Here is a 16,493-nt window from a genome sequence, read left to right as displayed (position 1 = left end):
AGCAGCGGCCACCACAACAACAAACCGGGAAAACATCTTGAGTAGTGCCAGCAACACCAGTACCTCCCCCTCGTTTCAACACTATGAGTTATTGCGCATCTGCGCAATCTACCGGCTGTCTATCGCCCTGGTATTACTGGGCGTTTTCTATTCGGATATCGGCGCCGGTGCCTTTGGCGATGACGCTCCGTTACTTTTCCTATATACAGTTGTGGTGTATGCCATTCTTAATTTTGGTTGGCTAATTTTTTTACGCCAGCAGGCCTATCAAGTGGGCACAGGCCAAATCGGTATCATTTTGGCCTGTGACATTTTGGTTTTCCTTTTATTGATAGAATCCAGTGGTGGCCTCAACTCAGGCCTCGGCTATCTACTGCTAATTAACTGCTCGATAGGTTCCATCCTCTTGGATCGCCGTATGAGTGCCTTCTTTGCGGCGCTGGCTAGTCTCGGAGTGATCGGACTGCAGTTATACAATTTGATCTCAGGCCGGGGTACCAGCCAGGATATCGTCGCTGCGGGAAGCCTGGGACTACTACTATTCGCCACGGTAAGCGCACTCCAGTATTTGTCTGCACGTATCCGCAGCGCCAATTTGCGTGCGGACCAACAGAGCCGCCAAGCCGCACACTTACAACGGCTGGCCCAGCAGATTATCGAACGTATGGGTACTGGAGTTCTGGTGATGGGGCCCGGCGGCCAAACCGAGCTGGTCAACCAGGCCACCCGGCGACTCTTAGGAGAGCAGCTACACACTGAAAGTAAAGCGGGGAGCGCGTTACGCCAATCCATCCTCCAATGGCGCAACAATGAAGGACCCGATACTCCCCTGCTACAAGCGGAAAATGGCAGTGAACTGCAACTCAACTTCGCCAAGCTCGAACATGAAAGTGGCAGTAGCACACTGGTTTTTATGGAAGATAACCGCAAGCTGGCGGAAGCCGCACAGAAATTGAAGCTCGCCTCTCTCGGGCACCTCACCGGCTCTATCGCCCATGAAATTCGCAACCCACTGTCAGCTATCAGCCATGCCGCCCAGCTGTTGTCCGAATCCTCCCAATTGCGCGAGGAGGATCACTATCTTACCGAGATCATTTGCAGACAGAGCCAACGGGTGAACCAGATCGTTGAAAATGTTATGCAGCTATCCCGGCGTCGAGCCGGCAATCCCCAGGAGCACAACCTAAGTAGCTGGCTACAACAACTCATGCAGGATTACAGCGCCGGCTCTGATAAGGGCTACCGAGTCGAACTCGACTTGCCATCTCAGCCCCTCAGCGCCAAGTTTGATGCAGCACAAATGGCCCAGGTCGTCACCAACCTAACCGACAATGCCCTGCACCACTCACAAGCGGCTACCGGCGAGCGCCAGGCCGAAATCCGCGTGCATTACAATCCAGAGCGCGGTTGTACCCAGCTAGATGTGAAAGATCGGGGGCCTGGAGTTCCACAGGAGCACCGAGACAAGGTTTTCGAGCCTTTTTTCACCACCGGCAATCGCGGCAGCGGGCTGGGCCTCTATATCGCCCGGGAACTGTGTGAAAGCAACCAGGCAAATCTCTATCATTGCCGCAGTGATGATGATATGAGCTGCTTTAGGGTTGAATTTGCTCACTAAACCGATGTGACTTGATTCTACTCAGGAATTTTTCCCAAAATGTATGGGATTATTCGTAAAGAATTTCTGACATAATCAGAATCGGCACCTTTGCCTACAATCTCCACAAAACAAGAAAAGACAGAGAATTGATGCTACCTCTGGCCCTGGTTGTCGACGACGAACCGGATATCTGCAAACTAATCACACTCACTCTGCAGCGCATGGATGTGAACTGCCACACCGCGGCAAACCTCGCGGAGGCAACACGCTTGCTCACAGAGAATCGCTACGACTTCTGCCTTACCGATCTGCGCCTGCCCGACGGCGATGGCCTGCAATTGGTGGAGCATATCCAGAGTGGCGCTCATCGAGATCTGCCCATCGCAGTGATTACCGCCCACGGCAATATGGATACCGCAATCAAGGCACTGAAGCTCGGTGCCTTTGATTTTGTCAGTAAACCGGTCGACCTGGAGCGACTGCGCAACCTCGCCCAGCTGGCCCTGCGCCTAAATAGGGAGCGCGACCCCCAGCTCAGCAAGAGCTCGGAGCAGCTGCTTTTAGGGGAAGCGCCAAATATGCGCAAGCTGCGCGAGCAAATTGCCAAAGTCGCGCGCAGTGATGCCCCGGTTTATATCAGTGGAGAGTCAGGCTCCGGTAAAGAGCTAGCCGCCCGTGCCATCCACGCCCAGGGGGCCCGTGCTGACAAACCGTTTGTACCCATTAACTGCGGAGCCATTCCCGCTGAGCTGATGGAGAGCGAGTTCTTTGGGCACAAAAAAGGCAGCTTTACTGGCGCACATAAAGATAAGGCCGGCTTACTACAAAGTGCCCAAGGAGGCACATTATTTCTTGACGAAGTAGCCGACCTGCCCCTGGATATGCAGGTCAAGCTTTTGCGCGCGATACAAGAAAAACGCATCCGCCCTATCGGCGCGAGCCAGGAAACCCCTATCGATGTGCGTATCCTCAGTGCGACACATAAGGACCTGGCCAAAGAAGTCAATGAGGGACGCTTTCGCAGCGACCTCTATTACCGTATCAATGTGATCGAAATCTCAACCCCGCCATTGCGCGAGCGCATTGAGGACATCCCCTTACTCGTTGATGCCATCATGCAGCGCATCGCCAAAAGTTCAGGCGAAATTCCTCCCGGCATCACTACCGATGCCATGCAAGCCCTACAGGCCTATCCCTTCCCTGGGAATGTTCGCCAACTGGAAAATATTCTAGAGCGAGCCTTTACATTGTGTGAGCAACAGGAAATTCGGTGTGAAGACCTATTTCTGGAAAGGGATGAAAAACCGCAGGAACGAGAAGCGTTTTCCACTGCGATAGAAAGTGAAATTTTATCTGAACATCAACCGGAAAATACCAACCGCTTCGATCCAAGCCAGTACAAGTCCCTGGATGAGTTTTTACAAGATATTGAGAAAGAAGCGATAGAAAGCGCGCTTACTAAGACCCGCTGGAACCGTACTGCCGCGGCCCAGAAGTTGGGTATCAGTTTTCGCTCTCTGCGTTATCGGTTGAAGAAGTTGGGGCTTGAAACCTAAAGATATAAAAAGGGCCAGGTAATTTTTACCGAGCCCGAAAATTTTAAGAAATACGCAAGCTACCAACAATTACTAGAATTACTGCCCGTAGCGGACTTCACACCAGCCTGAGTCAAAATAAAGCCAGTGCATGCACTATCTCCCCCTTGAATAGAACCAGAAACTGGTGCCGCAGTTAGTGTATAAGTAGTCGCGTTCAAAACTCCTGTAATGGAATAATAATTATTCTCCGAATCGATACTCTTATTATTTTGTAAATCCGCTGCAACACTACAGTTTGTATAATCATCATAAGAACTGTAAGCAGTAAAGCAGCGCTGCAAACGCTGCGCCACATCATTTAGGGTTGCTTTGGCCTCAGAGCGATTACTCTTACGTACAGATTCCATATAAGACGGATAAGCGATAGCGGAAATAATACCAATAATCGCAACCACAACCATCAGCTCTATCAGAGTGAAACCATGACTCTTATTCAATTTAACTATCTTCATCATAGACATTGTTAAAATTTTCTCCAGGACAAGCGCTCAGAAGGTGTAGTAATTTCACCGGTATGATTTCCATATTCACCAGAGGTCTCCGAAAATGGCACATAGACTTTACGCCCGGCGATAATATAGCCAGAGAAACCAGTGCTCGCGCTAGCTTGCTTTGTATTTGGGTTGTCCAAGATACCGTCGTTGATAAAACGGGCATCTCCAACGCCCACCAACTCCATGGTCCAACCTGTGGCGCCATAATCACAGGGATCACTAGAAGTAACCAAGGTCGGGAAAATCAATCGATCACGCACAAGTAGTGGTTTACTGATAATACGCTCCCCAGTAGTACCTTTATCTCCGCTATCGCCGTAATTAATAACACCAAAATCCAGGAACCAACCCTTCTTATTTCCTAGGTCATCTCCCCACCATTCATCTTTATCTTTAGAGATTGTACGAGAATTACCCGACTCCACGATCTTTTTTTCCATCAATAGGCTAGTGCGCTTATCCAGGGAGTTACCACCTGCGCCGTCAGCCGCCATGAACTCAAGCCTCTCTCCTGTATCCTCTAAGGCATAGAAACTATTGATCACAGTACCGGCAGCATTATCGGTACTCGCCATATACTGACCGGTACCAAAATACACCATAATTGAGTCACTGGATCGGGGATTAGCGCCAAGGGTGGGAGCAGCAGTAATAGGCTGTGGATTGCCATTAACATCTGTAGCGGTAAAGAGAGGAAGACGTGGTGCGTCATCACTATCACCGTCACGGAGTGACACATCCCATTTATTCATGTCACTATCACTAAGATCGAACTTCCACAGATTACCCAGAAGATCTCCCGCATAGGCGGTATTAACAATGCCCTTAGCATCGATCAACAGGGAGGGCTCGGCCAAACCATTCTCATTATTATCAGAGGTTGGGATCACCTTGAAATTATTCGGGTTTGCCAGATCAACAACTACCAGGCTCGCCGTATCCTTTGAGGATTTATAGCCATTACCAAAGATCAACTTCCATCCCGCCGCAGTGGGGACCACCAAAGGACGCCCTAAAATATTGCCAATATAGGATCCTGCTGCTGTAGCATCCAATTCAAAAAGTACCTCGGGGCTGCTTGGGTCGCTAACATCTAAAACAAATAAACCCTTGGCACCAGCCCCATAAGTACCTACCAGGATATTCATCCATTTAGCACTGCCGGCATTGTTCTTTTTGAAGTAAGCATCCCCTACAAAAAGAGGACCGTCCACAAAATACTGATGAGGATTTGTCTCGGAGCCATAATCGCTTGCCGCAAGATTTTTTAGTTTGCTATAAATTCCCGTAGGCACGTAGGCAAAGACCTCAGCACCTGTGCTGGCATTTATTCCGTGTAACATGCCATCATTAGCCCCCACATAGAGCACCTCAGTGCGACTGCTCTTCTTGGTATTACTCAAGTAGTCGGCATAACTGCTTCCCCCAAGACTAGCCGGTAGCAGGGAATAATATTGATCGCGATTATCAGCCAGGACCGGTGTGCTATTGACTATATCCCCGAGTAACTTAGACCTACTGCGTAAACCTTGAACCGTTTGGCCAGCAACCCAGCTCAAGCGCTGCTTAGCAACTGTCTCATCATCTCCGCCTTTAAGCGCCTCCTTTTGTGTATCATTCAAAGATTCCCAAGCAAAATCTACTGTTTTGCTGCCTGTGGCTGAGCTGGCGTTATAAGTTTTGATTTTTCGAGAGCTGGTGGGAATTTTTCCAGATTCGGAGGTATTCCAAGTAGCGATACTTTTTAAAGTACCGTCCTCATTCATCTTGATAGAACGGACCTCACCACTCCAATCATTGGAGTCAAACAGCGCCTGGAAAATCGCTGTATCAGTACCCAAACGTGTGGAGTTGGCCGCAACCGCCGAGGCAGAGCCGGATCTGCCACTAATATCGGAGAGTACCGCGCTCAGCTGGCTGGCAAATGTCGTTGGGTCACCCGCGCTATAGAAACCCCCGCGGCTATTGACCGCAGCATGTAGTAAATCATCCAGCTTAGTTGCGTTACTAGCATCATTTTCCGCAGGGTCACTCCATGATATTGATGTTTCATCAGTAATAGCCTTGAATGCATCGGCTGGGGTTATATCGCCAGTCACCCCGAGGGCCACCCCAAAAGTCACCATATGCTGGTGCGTGGCAGTGTCCAATACATTCTCTTTCACAGGTAAATGGTCCGCCAAGCCTGGATGCAAATCATTTTCATAGTATTTCATGGCAATATCTGCCAGGGTGTCATCGTAAGAATCGGCGAAGGGGGGGCCATTATCGAAGTCATAATTAGCAACTGATACAGATGAATAGTCATTCCCATAACCATCGGTCATTAAAATGGTATAGGCAGCCCTACAAGCTAGCTGGGGGGTAGTATCATTTGTAGCTCCGGGATCTCCCGACCAGGGTCCCTGATTACCAGTACGTTGATAATACTTACCGGCATTATTCAAAGCAGTCAATAGAGGAGTGCCTGCCGCTGGTATATCTATGCCATAGAGCGTATCAAAAAAAGTGGATCGATCATCTCCCTTAAATGCACGAACCCCTTTTTTAATGGTTGCTGTGCTTTCACCATCTACAGAGCTACTTGAAGTATTGAGACTACCAAAACCAACCCTAAGCTCCTCTCCCTGTGCAGCAAAAGCCTGACCAATGCCCGCACGTGACATTAATACCCTCGAACGATAAAAGCTGTACCAATTAGCAAAGTTCTGCATTTCTTCAGTAAAAGTACAGAAGTCATCTGCTGAGCAGTCAGTGCGCTTTACTCCTTTAGAATATGTGGAGTTGTTACCTTTAATTTGAATACGTGTATAGTAAGCAGTATTTAATAAGTCACCATTGGAAATAGTGCCATCAGCAGGGCCAATATATTTAAAGTACGTAGCTGGTCTAAACTCCAGCTCTTCACTTTCACAGATCTCTGACCCAAATTCCGAACCAACTGTTGCATCTTCTTTAATCCAGCATTCCGCCGTCTGCTTACTTTTTCCTTTAAGGTTGCGCCAACCTTTACTTTGATTGTAAGGGTTATGATATGCTTTTTTAGGGTTAGCATTATCCCAAAGAATGCCATCTTTTTTTGACCAGGGCGTATAGCGAACCTCAGGATCATAGTAAGTTTTATTATTATGAGAAGATCGGAAAAATGCCGCCCAGGGATTACCGGCATCGAATTTAGGAACGATTTGTCCTTGCCTAGTTAGATATCCCCTTCTGCTATAAACACTTTCCCAATAATCGCATCCGGAAGTATCATTTTTACTATATATACATGAAACATACTCGCCTTTATTGTTAGATATTTCCGTATGTGGATATACATAGTAGACAGGATATGCATTAGAAAAAACAGAAGTGTAATCCGATGGCGTGATCTCAAACTGCATAGATCCCGAGTCATCCAGGATAAACATAATATTGGGATCAGCAGAAGTCTGCAAAAAGAGCGGTTGCTGGGCGAGATCCATTGAGACTGCCGAATGTGTCACCCCCAGGGTTATCAGTGCAGACACCACTACGGAGCTATATTTTAAATATTTTTTTATATTCAACATAATACTGCTTCCAGGCACAAAGTTTAGAATGGCTTAAAGTTTGATTGCAGGATTACTATTGCGGTATCTGTACCACCCACCCCGCGGCTGGTTACACGATAATATTCCTCAGGATCAGGTCGAGAGATAAAATCGATAGATCCCCCACTGGCTCCTGTGGCTAAAACCTGCTCGGTAATTCTTTCAACCACATAGACTGGTTTGCTCTTCACGCCCTTCAAAATAATATCTGCAGTAGCAGTTTGTTTCCAATCATAGGTCTGCCAATAGCCTGTATTCGAGGAACCGTCCAACTCTTCTTTGTGTCCAGCATTTGAGCCATCAAAGAGAGTAGTTACGGGTTTTTCAACCTCCTCATTCACATTTTCCTCGGCAATCCTTAGCCCGGCTTCCGCGGCCTGGAATGCCAGCTGGCGGTCGCGCATGTTACCAGCCATTAATTCCTGCATGCCGCTGCCACGAATCGCGGCGAGCCCAATAAAAGTCATTAACAATAAAATAACCAGGCCAACTAAAAGAGTCGCGCCCTGCTGGTGTGAAAACTTAATAGGGGTAACTAATCTTTGCATTCTTGAAGACTCCCGTTATGGCATACGACCGCGTATCGCAATGGTGCTAGTAAATACTTGGCGCATTCTCCGATCTGGTGCCGTAACCAATTTCCCGTTAAAAGTATATTTCTGCAGCTCATCTAAAGCATTTTCATCCGTAGAAACCACCAACAGTTCCACTTTAATCGCAGTAACTTTATCCCATTCACTTGCTGGAATATCCTTTGCATCCACAAATTTATCGGGAGCGCGGTCACTATTCGTATTCAGGCCATATTTCAGCTGCATCTCCTCGACACCAGTCAATAATTCCTGTACTTCGTCATTGACCTTGCGGAAAAGTCCTGGGCGACCACTAGTGACATTATTGGCAACATAGTAAAAGACGGTGTTTACCCTTAGTAATTGCGAATCACTCCCAAAATAATCCCTTTCGGCCCATTCGCCTTTACCATTATTATTACCTGGATCAAAGCCGTCATTTGCTTCGTGATAAATAACTAAATACTTCGCATCGCTACCGACCGCTGCTTCCTCTTCGGCTTGTGGAGCTACCTCCGGCAGATCATCGGTTGGCAATTTATTGGCGAACTCAAATTTAGTCGCTTGGAAAACAATTCCTTTTGAGCAACTGGCAACCACTACAATATCGCCTTCACAGAATCCGCTATACTTATCTTTATTATTCGGGCAGCCTTTTTTTTCAACACCGGTATTTTCTATATAAATACGGTCACTTTCACTTGTCCCTTGCAATCCAACCATATTGCTATTGGCACTACGTAATATGAGGGCATCAGAGTTGCTCAGACGGTTTGGATAGCCAGTATCAGTGACATTTTCATCGATACCCTCTATAGGTTTATCAAAGCGATATAAAAGACCTGTAGTATCCTTAAGATAATTTTCAACGGGTTTTTCTGCGAAATTGGCACAGCCCATATAGCCCGCCATACGCAGATCATCAGCGATAAAATCTATTGCCAAACGCCCAGTTTCCTGAACCCGGGTAATGGCACTCTGGGTGCTAAAAGTCACCTTGCTGGATAGAAAAAGCTGAACCACACCCGCCATTAATACCAAGCCCACTGTAATCGAGACCATTAACTCGACTAGGGAGATACCCCTCTGCTTCAATAATCTCATTGTATTTATATCCGTGTCATATATTCAAAACTGGTTGTTCCATCAGCAGCCGTGGAGTCCTGCTCCCCCCAGCGAATGGTCGCTGTACAATTACCATCGTTGTCACAGGTAATTCCACCGGTACCATTCGGCAATTGACGCTTCAAGAGCTCTCGCCACTCAATTAAATCTTGCCCGGCTAGGCTAGAGCTGCTGGTTGGAGTACTTGCGGTTACCGCCAACTTATAATCCGCAAGTTTTGTGCGATTGGCCCGAACCCGCTCCAAGATATCGTAAGCTAGAATATTGGCCTGGGAGCGCATGTAGGCGCTGTGGTTATACTGCAAGGCTTTATTTTGTAGTGCGGCCAATCCCAGCAGGGAGGTTGATAAGATCAATACCGTGACCATAACTTCAATAAGTCCAACGCCGCGCTGCCCACTTATTAGTTTCATAGAATTCACCCTCAGCAGCTGGATTTAGTTATATTAAGTACCCCAGAACCACTAATCACCAATGTGCGAGCACTAGCACCCGTGCAGCCGGTCACTTTTGTAATAATCGTAGTCTCATTGAATCGACCCAGGGTACCGAGGCTTGTGTAGCGTATAAAGTTTGTATCAGTACCTTGCTTAACACTGATAGCCGCATTATCGTCAGCCTCCCAGATACGCAATACCTCCCCCACTCCAATATTTACACTGTTATCTGTTCCAGCTGTATCCACAAATACCATCCAGCCCTGCGACCAAGTATTGGCCGCAGAACACTTGATTCCATCAGTGCTCGCACAAATGGAAACCCGAGCAGCGCGCTTAACTGCTTCTGAACGAGCATAGCTGAGCGCTCCGATAAAATTCTCTGAGACCGCAACAGAGCGATTGTTATTGATCATGTCAGTAAAGCTTGGCACAGCAATACTAACCAGCACCGCTAACACTACAAGAGTGACCATCAGCTCAATCAGGGTAAAACCTCGCTGCAGCAAACAGCATTTTTGTTGGCTCTGCTTATACCGCATAAATTCCTACTCAATTTGTACCAATAATTTGATGTTTGCTCAGCCGCCAAGCATCTAGATGGGAAATTTTCCCAGAGTTATATTTGCAAAAATAGCATTGCCGCCAGCACCACACCAAGGGGGCTCGACAAGCGGCAATTCCAGCAGATTCAATGGTCAAGAAACTGAGACCTGTGTCTAATAACCCATGGAGAGGGGACATGACTCAGCAGGGCTTTACACTACTCGAGTTACTGATCACCTTAGCGGTATTATCGATATTTCTTTTGATCGGTCTGCCAAGCTTTACACAAATGCTGCAAAACACTCAGCTGCAAACCGCAGCCGAGGAGTTTTTTGCTTCTGTGCAACTTACCCGCACCAATGCCATTACCCGTAATCAGCGGGTAACCATGCGCAATATGGGGAGCTGGGAGCAGGGTTGGGAGATATTTGCCGACAACGATAATGACGGGAATAGGGGTACTGATGAGGTGTTGATTCTTAGCAGTGGCCCGCAGGAAAAAGTCCGAGTTAAGACAAACAGACCAGTTGCAGATTATATTTCTTTTATAAGCACAGGGGAGAGCCGTAAGGTGGGCTCTCCTCAAGGGGCTCTTCAAATGGGAACGCTACATATCTGCAGCCAGGAAACTAGCGATGGAAAGGCTTTTATTTTATCCAGCGGTGGGCGAATGCGAATTGAGAAAGCAGATGAAAGTGATTGCTCATAATCCCACCTTCGCTTCAACCACCTCCATTTAGCGCAACTCCTTAGGCAGTGAAAAACGAATATTCTCCTCACGCCCATCCATCTCTTCGGGCAGGCTGGCGCCGAGCTTTTGCAGTTTGCCGATCACCTCTTGCACTAGCACCTCTGGAGCCGAGGCGCCGGCGGTGATACCGATGGATTGTTTGCCAGTGAGCCAATCGGCATCGATATCCGCGGCGCCGTCGATCAATTTCGCATCAGCGCCGCAGCGCTCGGCCAATTCACGCAGACGGTTGGAGTTGGAGCTATTGGGGCTGCCCACAACCAACACCATATCGCTCTCCAAGGCGAGCTGGCGCACGGCGTCCTGGCGGTTTTGGGTGGCATAGCAAATGTCGTCTTTGCGTGGGCCGCGGATGTTGGGGAAGCGCTGGCGCAGGGCGTCGATCACACGGGCGGTGTCATCCATAGAGAGTGTGGTCTGGGTTACATAAGCGAGGTTGTTCTCGTCTTTTACCTGTAGCCTTGCCACATCCTCCTCGTCTTCGACCAGATAGATAGCGCCACCGGCGGCACCATCGTACTGGCCCATGGTGCCCTCCACTTCCGGGTGGCCGGCATGGCCGATCAGTATGCACTCGGCGCCATCGCTGCTGAACTTACTGACTTCAATGTGCACTTTGGTAACCAGTGGGCAGGTGGCATCGAATACGCGCAGATTGCGATCCTCCGCCTCCTGCTGTACGACTTTGGATACGCCGTGAGCACTGAAAATAACGATGACATCATCGGGCACTTCCGACAATTCATCCACAAACACGGCACCGCGCTCGCGCAGGCTCTCCACCACAAACTTATTGTGAACCACCTCGTGGCGCACATAGATGGGCGCTCCAAAAACATCCAGGGCGCGGTTGACGATATCAATCGCGCGGTCTACGCCGGCACAGAAGCCGCGGGGGTTAGCCAGTCGGATTTGCATTTTTACTTCAGCACTCTTTCGATAACCAGTTCAAAGGGTGAAAAATTGCCCTATTGAATTGAATCCACTGCGATAATTTTTACGTGGAAATTCAGCGTCTGTCCTGCCAGTGGATGATTGAAGTCAACGGTCACTTCATCTTCTTCAATCTCGCGGATCACTCCCGGCAATTCACCACTGCCATTGTCAAAAGACACAACCAAGCCAGGCTCCAGTTCAATATCTGGAGAAAAGCTATCGCGGCGAACCTTCTGCATATTGGCCGGGTTGCGCTGACCAAAGCCCAGTTCGGGGGGTATTTCAATTTCCGCTTCATCACCAGCCTTGAGACCAAACAGGGCTTTTTCAAAGCCCGGCAGGAGACTGCCATCCCCCACACTAAAAGAGGCCGGATCGCCTTTAAAGGTGGAATCCACTTCGGTACCGTCATCCAGCTTAAGGCTGAAATGCAGAGTTACGCGGCTGTGTTCGCCGATAACGCTATTACTCATGGTTCGTTAAACTTCCGCGTTATTTTTTGTCTTGTCGCCGTCTTTTTCTGCAAAGAAAAGCAACTCTATTACCAGCATGGCTGCGCCGATACTGATGCCCATATCCGCCACATTAAACACAGGGAAATGCCAACTGCCGTAGTACACGGAAATAAAATCCCGTACATACCCCAGCAAAATCCGATCCCATAGGTTACCGAGGGCGCCGCCAAGAATCAGGGCCAGGGCACAGGGTTCCCAGCGCTTCAGCGCTGGCAAACGCCACAGCCAAATGGTGACAACAATGCTAAAGACCATTGCGATCACGCCAAAAAACCACCGCTGCCAGCCCCCTGCATCAGACAGGAAGCTAAACGCTGCGCCGTAGTTTTCGGCATAGGTAAACTGCAGAAACCCCGGAATAATTTGCACCGCTGGGCCGTACATAAATTCACCCACGGCCCAAACCTTGGTGGCAACATCTAGAATCACCACAGCCAGGGCCAGCCAATACCAGCGCCAGGGATGACCGAGCAGCAGATTGGTCTTAGGCATAGTGCCTTACCTCGCCTTTACCAGTCACATTTTCTACACAGCGACCGCATACATCCGGGTAATCACTGTTCTCACCCACATCCGCGCGGTAGTGCCAGCAGCGCGCACATTTGGGGTGATCTACCTTACTCACACCAATTTTAAGGCCTTCAAGCTCGGTAGCCTCGGCGCCCCCCGCATCGCTGAGCGGCTGTACAGAAGTGGAGGAACAAATCAGCACGAAGCGCAGTTCATTTTCCAGTTCGAGTAATTTCTCGCGCAGGTCATCGTTGGCATATAGAGTAACCGCAGCCTGTAGGGATCCACCGATGGCTCCAGCTGCACGCTGCTCTTCCAATACCTTATTTACCGCCGTTTTTACCTCGGCCATTACGGCCCAGTATTCTGCACCTTTGTTGGCCTCTACCGGCAACTTAGGCAGTGGATACCACTCTTCGATAAAGACGCTATCGGCATTGTTACCTGGAATAAACTGCCACAACTCCTCGGCAGTAAAGCTCAGAATCGGTGCTATCCAGCGCACGAATGCCTGCACAATATGGTAAAGCGCACTCTGTGCCGAGCGGCGCGCAATACTGTCTTCCTTGGTGGTGTACTGACGGTCCTTGATGATATCCAGATAGAAACCACCCATTTCCACTACGCAGAAGTTATGTAATTTCTGGTAAATCTGGTGGAACTGGTAGTTATCGTAGGCTGCCAAGATCTCGTCCTGCAGGTGCGCAGCCTTATCCAGCGCCCAGCGATCCAGCGCCAGCAATTCATTTTCTGGCAATAGATCTTTCTGCGGATCAAAACCAGCCAGGTTCGACAGGAAGAAGCGCGCGGTATTGCGCAAACGTCGATAAGAATCGGCGGTGCGCTTGAGAATTTCGTCGGAAACGGCCATTTCACCACTAAAGTCGGTGGCCGATACCCACAGGCGCAGGACATCTGCACCCAGCTTGTTGATCACATCCAGGGGGGCGACAGTATTGCCGATAGACTTCGACATCTTGCGCCCCTGGGCATCCACGGTGAAGCCGTGGGTCAGGACCTGCTTATATGGTGCGCAGCCATTGATAGCGATCGAGGTCTTCAGGGAGGACTGGAACCAGCCTCGATGCTGGTCGGACCCTTCCAGGTAGAGATCGGCGGGGAAGCGCAGACCTTCACGGCGCTCCAACACGGCGTAATGGGTCACGCCAGAATCGAACCAGACATCGAGAGTGTCGGTCACTTTCTCGTAGTGTTCCGCCTCATCACCAAGAAGATCACGGGCATCTAGATCAAACCAGACATCCATCCCTTTTTCGTCGACCAAAGCGGCCACTTTATCCATCAATGCCGGGGACTCAGGGTGCAACTCGTGGGTCTCTTTGTTCACGAATAAGGCAATAGGCACTCCCCAGGTACGCTGGCGGGAGATACACCAGTCTGGACTGCCATTGAGCATGGAATCGATACGAGCCTTGCCCCAGCCAGGTATCCACAGCACGTCATCTGCCGCTTTCTGCGCCTGCTCCATCAGGTCATTTTGCTGCATGCTGATAAACCACTGAGGCGTCGCACGGTAGATCAGCGGCGTCTTGGTGCGCCAGCAATGCGGGTAGCTGTGCTCCAGCTTGCCCTTGTGCAGCAGCACACCGCGCTCCTCTAGTAATGCAACAATCTTGTCATCCACTTTGTAAACATGCTCACCGGCAAACAGCGGCACGTTGTCGCGGTAGACACCGTTATTATCAATGTAGTTGAGGGTTTCAATGCCGTAGCGCTTGCCTACCTGGAAGTCATCCGGGCCGTGGTCCGGGGCTGTATGCACGCAGCCGGTACCGGCATCGGTGGTGACATGATCGCCAAGGACGATTGGCAGCAGCTTGTCGTAGAAGGGATGGTGCACTTTCAGGTGCTCCAGAGCGGCGCCGCGAATGCGCCCCACAACTTCCCCTTCGAAGCCTGCGCGAGCTAGAACCGCATCCTTCAGCGCTTCCGCAACCAGCAAACGACGTTTGCCCGCCTGTACCACCACATATTCCAGTTCGCCGTTTACGGAAACCGCCTGGCTCGAAGGCAGGGTCCAGGGTGTTGTAGTCCAAATGACCACCGACAGCGGGCCCTCCCCCGCGTGGCCACCAGAGGCATCGGCTATGGCCAGATCCGCCTCTTCACTTACCGGGTAGCAGACGTCGATGGAATAAGAGGTTTTATCCTGATACTCCACTTCCGCTTCAGCCAGCGCAGAACCACCCACCACACTCCAGTACACAGGTTTGAAACCACGCGCCAGATGGCCATTTTTCACCACGCGGCCGAGCGCGCGAATAATATCGCCCTCAAACTGGAAATCCATGGTGCGGTAGGGATTGTCCCATTCGCCAAACACACCCAGACGCACGAAATCTATCTTCTGTCCTTCCACCTGCTTGGCGGCATACTCGCGGCATTTCTGGCGGAAAGTCTTGTGGTCCACTTTACTTCCGGCCTTGCCGATTTTTTTCTCTACACGGTGTTCGATCGGTAAGCCGTGGCAGTCCCACCCAGGTACGTAGGGAGCATCGAAACCACTCAAGGTTTTCGACTTGATAATGATGTCTTTGAGAATCTTGTTAACTGAGTGACCAATGTGAATATCGCCATTCGCATAGGGAGGGCCATCGTGCAGGATAAACTGCTCGCGTCCGGCGCGCGCCTCGCGAATTTTTTCGTAGAGCTTGTTGTCCTGCCATTTTTTCAGAATTGCCGGCTCACGCTGCGGCAAATTGCCACGCATGGGGAAGTCGGTCTCAGGCAGATTCAGGGTCGCTTTATAATCAGTCATTGGATGTCTACTTCAGCTCTAGTAGAAAAATAAATTAGGTCGTCTCAGTTTATGGATGCGGTCGAGGGTTTTGTTTAAACCACTGCCGGGCATTATCGATATCCTCGGCGATACGAGCCTTGAGAATATCCAACGAGGCGAACTTCTCCTCGTTGCGCAACTTGTGGCAGAACTCTACGGCGAGTTCCCGCCCGTAGAGATTGCCGTTGAAATCAAACAGGTTTACCTCCAGCAGAGGACGCGCACCCTCCCCCTCTACAGTGGGGCGAAATCCCACATTGGCTACGCCATCTATTTCTCGCCGCCCACTGGCGAGTTCAGAACTATCGGTGGCGGTGGTGCGCACCGTATAAACGCCAACCAAGGGGGAGCGATAGCGATGCAGGCGCACATTGGCCGTGGGCGCGCCCAGCTGACGGCCGAGTGAACGCCCAGGCGCTACCCTGCCGGTTATCTTGTAGGGCCGCCCCAAGAGGGCCTCAGCCAACTGGAAATCGCCGTCCTGTAAGGCCTCGCGAATACGGGTACTGCTGACCCTAGCACCGTGTATTTCCAAAGTCGCGGTATCTTCCACGCTGAAGCCGCTCTGTGTACCCATCTTTTGCAAAAGTTCGTAGTCACCACTGCGGTCGCAGCCAAAGCGAAAATCATCGCCAACCACCAGGTGGCGAATGCCCAGGCCGTCAAGCAATATCCGCTGGATAAAAGCCTCGGCACTGAGTCCGCGCAGGGTTTCATTAAACTGCAGGCACAAAACCCGATCCACGCCCGCATCGAACAGTGCCAGCACCTTTTCCTTGAAACGCATCAAGCGCGCGGGAGCTTTCTCACCAGAAAAGAACTCGTGGGGCTGGGGTTCAAATATAATGGCCACCGAGGGAAGGCCCCACTCCAGCGCTCGCTGTTGCAGCTGGGCAATAATTGCCTGGTGACCGAGATGTACACCATCGAACGAGCCGATCGTCGCCACGCATCCCCGGTGGCGGGGGCGCAGGTTGTGCAACCCGCGAATTAGTTCGCGCTCCTGGGCCAAAACGATCTTCCCATCCTCATAA

At 50.2% G+C, this 16,493-nt stretch carries 14 protein-coding genes; 3 read left to right on the top strand and 11 right to left on the bottom strand.

Going from position 1 to position 16,493, the window contains the following annotated elements; all coding sequences use genetic code 11:
• Nucleotides 1–37 precede the first annotated feature (37 nt).
• Nucleotides 38–1,618: a PAS domain-containing sensor histidine kinase gene (locus FIU95_RS02680; protein ID WP_152451239.1), complete on the top strand. Its 1,581-nt coding sequence runs from the start codon at nucleotides 38–40 to the stop codon at nucleotides 1,616–1,618.
• A gap of 131 nt (nucleotides 1,619–1,749) precedes the next feature.
• A complete protein-coding gene (locus FIU95_RS02675; RefSeq protein ID WP_152451237.1) occupies nucleotides 1,750–3,156 on the top strand; it encodes a sigma-54 dependent transcriptional regulator in 1,407 nt (468 codons plus the stop codon).
• A 59-nt stretch (nucleotides 3,157–3,215) separates the two neighbouring features.
• On the opposite strand, the gene FIU95_RS02670 is transcribed toward FIU95_RS02675, so the two are convergent.
• Genes FIU95_RS02670 through FIU95_RS02645 form a run of 6 tightly spaced genes read right to left on the bottom strand, consistent with a single transcriptional unit; the run spans nucleotide 3,216 to nucleotide 9,943 of the window.
• Nucleotides 3,216–3,659, bottom strand: coding sequence for a type IV pilin protein (locus tag FIU95_RS02670; RefSeq protein ID WP_305848663.1), 444 nt, complete (start codon nucleotides 3,657–3,659; stop codon nucleotides 3,216–3,218).
• Between the two features lie 2 nt (nucleotides 3,660–3,661).
• Nucleotides 3,662–7,246 carry a pilus assembly protein gene (locus FIU95_RS02665; RefSeq protein ID WP_152451235.1) on the bottom strand — a complete coding sequence of 1,195 codons (3,585 nt, stop codon included), beginning with the start codon at nucleotides 7,244–7,246 and terminating at the stop codon, nucleotides 3,662–3,664.
• Between the two features lie 23 nt (nucleotides 7,247–7,269).
• Complete coding sequence (locus FIU95_RS02660) at nucleotides 7,270–7,815, bottom strand: PilX N-terminal domain-containing pilus assembly protein (RefSeq protein ID WP_152451233.1); 546 nt, start codon at nucleotides 7,813–7,815, stop codon at nucleotides 7,270–7,272.
• Nucleotides 7,816–7,830: 15 nt separating this feature from the next.
• A complete protein-coding gene (locus tag FIU95_RS02655; protein WP_152456067.1) occupies nucleotides 7,831–8,943 on the bottom strand; it encodes a PilW family protein in 1,113 nt (370 codons plus the stop codon).
• Between the two features lie 5 nt (nucleotides 8,944–8,948).
• Entirely contained in the window at nucleotides 8,949–9,377 is a 429-nt protein-coding gene (gene pilV / locus FIU95_RS02650) for a type IV pilus modification protein PilV (RefSeq protein ID WP_152451231.1), read from the bottom strand.
• A gap of 11 nt (nucleotides 9,378–9,388) precedes the next feature.
• Entirely contained in the window at nucleotides 9,389–9,943 is a 555-nt protein-coding gene (locus FIU95_RS02645) for a GspH/FimT family pseudopilin (RefSeq protein ID WP_152456065.1), read from the bottom strand.
• A 152-nt stretch (nucleotides 9,944–10,095) separates the two neighbouring features.
• On the opposite strand from FIU95_RS02645, the gene FIU95_RS02640 reads away from it, so the two are divergent.
• Nucleotides 10,096–10,656, top strand: coding sequence for a GspH/FimT family pseudopilin (locus tag FIU95_RS02640; protein WP_152451229.1), 561 nt, complete (start codon nucleotides 10,096–10,098; stop codon nucleotides 10,654–10,656).
• A gap of 27 nt (nucleotides 10,657–10,683) precedes the next feature.
• Here FIU95_RS02640 and ispH read toward each other — a convergent pair whose 3' ends face one another.
• The 5 genes from ispH to ribF are packed head-to-tail and all read right to left on the bottom strand — an operon-like array spanning nucleotide 10,684 to nucleotide 16,471.
• On the bottom strand, nucleotides 10,684–11,616 hold the full coding sequence (gene ispH / locus FIU95_RS02635) for a 4-hydroxy-3-methylbut-2-enyl diphosphate reductase (RefSeq protein ID WP_152451227.1): 933 nt from the start codon (nucleotides 11,614–11,616) through the stop codon (nucleotides 10,684–10,686).
• Between the two features lie 50 nt (nucleotides 11,617–11,666).
• The gene (locus FIU95_RS02630; RefSeq protein ID WP_152451225.1) at nucleotides 11,667–12,107 is read right to left on the bottom strand and encodes a peptidylprolyl isomerase; all 441 of its coding nucleotides are present in this window, start codon (nucleotides 12,105–12,107) and stop codon (nucleotides 11,667–11,669) included.
• A 6-nt stretch (nucleotides 12,108–12,113) separates the two neighbouring features.
• Nucleotides 12,114–12,641, bottom strand: coding sequence for a signal peptidase II (gene lspA, locus FIU95_RS02625; RefSeq protein WP_152451223.1), 528 nt, complete (start codon nucleotides 12,639–12,641; stop codon nucleotides 12,114–12,116).
• Nucleotides 12,634–15,438 carry an isoleucine--tRNA ligase gene (gene ileS / locus FIU95_RS02620; protein ID WP_152451221.1) on the bottom strand — a complete coding sequence of 935 codons (2,805 nt, stop codon included), beginning with the start codon at nucleotides 15,436–15,438 and terminating at the stop codon, nucleotides 12,634–12,636. The genes lspA and ileS overlap by 8 nt, the downstream gene beginning before the upstream one ends.
• A gap of 49 nt (nucleotides 15,439–15,487) precedes the next feature.
• Nucleotides 15,488–16,471 carry a bifunctional riboflavin kinase/FAD synthetase gene (gene ribF / locus FIU95_RS02615; protein WP_253868814.1) on the bottom strand — a complete coding sequence of 328 codons (984 nt, stop codon included), beginning with the start codon at nucleotides 16,469–16,471 and terminating at the stop codon, nucleotides 15,488–15,490.
• Nucleotides 16,472–16,493 lie beyond the last annotated feature (22 nt).

Origin of the sequence: Microbulbifer sp. THAF38, assembly GCF_009363535.1 — a bacterium.
In the GTDB taxonomy this organism is placed as follows: domain Bacteria; phylum Pseudomonadota; class Gammaproteobacteria; order Pseudomonadales; family Cellvibrionaceae; genus Microbulbifer.
This window is presented reverse-complemented; position numbering and strand designations above follow the sequence as displayed.

Bases quoted from the DNA above. Each gene is read 5' to 3' on its own strand.
- FIU95_RS02630 (WP_152451225.1), bottom strand. From the start codon at position 12,107: ATGAGTAATAGCGTTATCGGCGAACACAGCCGCGTAACTCTGCATTTC.
- FIU95_RS02675 (WP_152451237.1), top strand. From the start codon at position 1,750: ATGCTACCTCTGGCCCTGGTTGTCGACGACGAACCGGATATCTGCAAA.
- FIU95_RS02645 (WP_152456065.1), bottom strand. From the start codon at position 9,943: ATGCGGTATAAGCAGAGCCAACAAAAATGCTGTTTGCTGCAGCGAGGT.
- lspA (WP_152451223.1), bottom strand. From the start codon at position 12,641: ATGCCTAAGACCAATCTGCTGCTCGGTCATCCCTGGCGCTGGTATTGG.
- ispH (WP_152451227.1), bottom strand. From the start codon at position 11,616: ATGCAAATCCGACTGGCTAACCCCCGCGGCTTCTGTGCCGGCGTAGAC.
- FIU95_RS02660 (WP_152451233.1), bottom strand. From the start codon at position 7,815: ATGCAAAGATTAGTTACCCCTATTAAGTTTTCACACCAGCAGGGCGCG.
- FIU95_RS02640 (WP_152451229.1), top strand. From the start codon at position 10,096: ATGGTCAAGAAACTGAGACCTGTGTCTAATAACCCATGGAGAGGGGAC.
- FIU95_RS02665 (WP_152451235.1), bottom strand. From the start codon at position 7,246: ATGTTGAATATAAAAAAATATTTAAAATATAGCTCCGTAGTGGTGTCT.
- FIU95_RS02655 (WP_152456067.1), bottom strand. From the start codon at position 8,943: ATGAGATTATTGAAGCAGAGGGGTATCTCCCTAGTCGAGTTAATGGTC.
- pilV (WP_152451231.1), bottom strand. From the start codon at position 9,377: ATGAAACTAATAAGTGGGCAGCGCGGCGTTGGACTTATTGAAGTTATG.
- ileS (WP_152451221.1), bottom strand. From the start codon at position 15,438: ATGACTGATTATAAAGCGACCCTGAATCTGCCTGAGACCGACTTCCCC.
- FIU95_RS02670 (WP_305848663.1), bottom strand. From the start codon at position 3,659: ATGTCTATGATGAAGATAGTTAAATTGAATAAGAGTCATGGTTTCACT.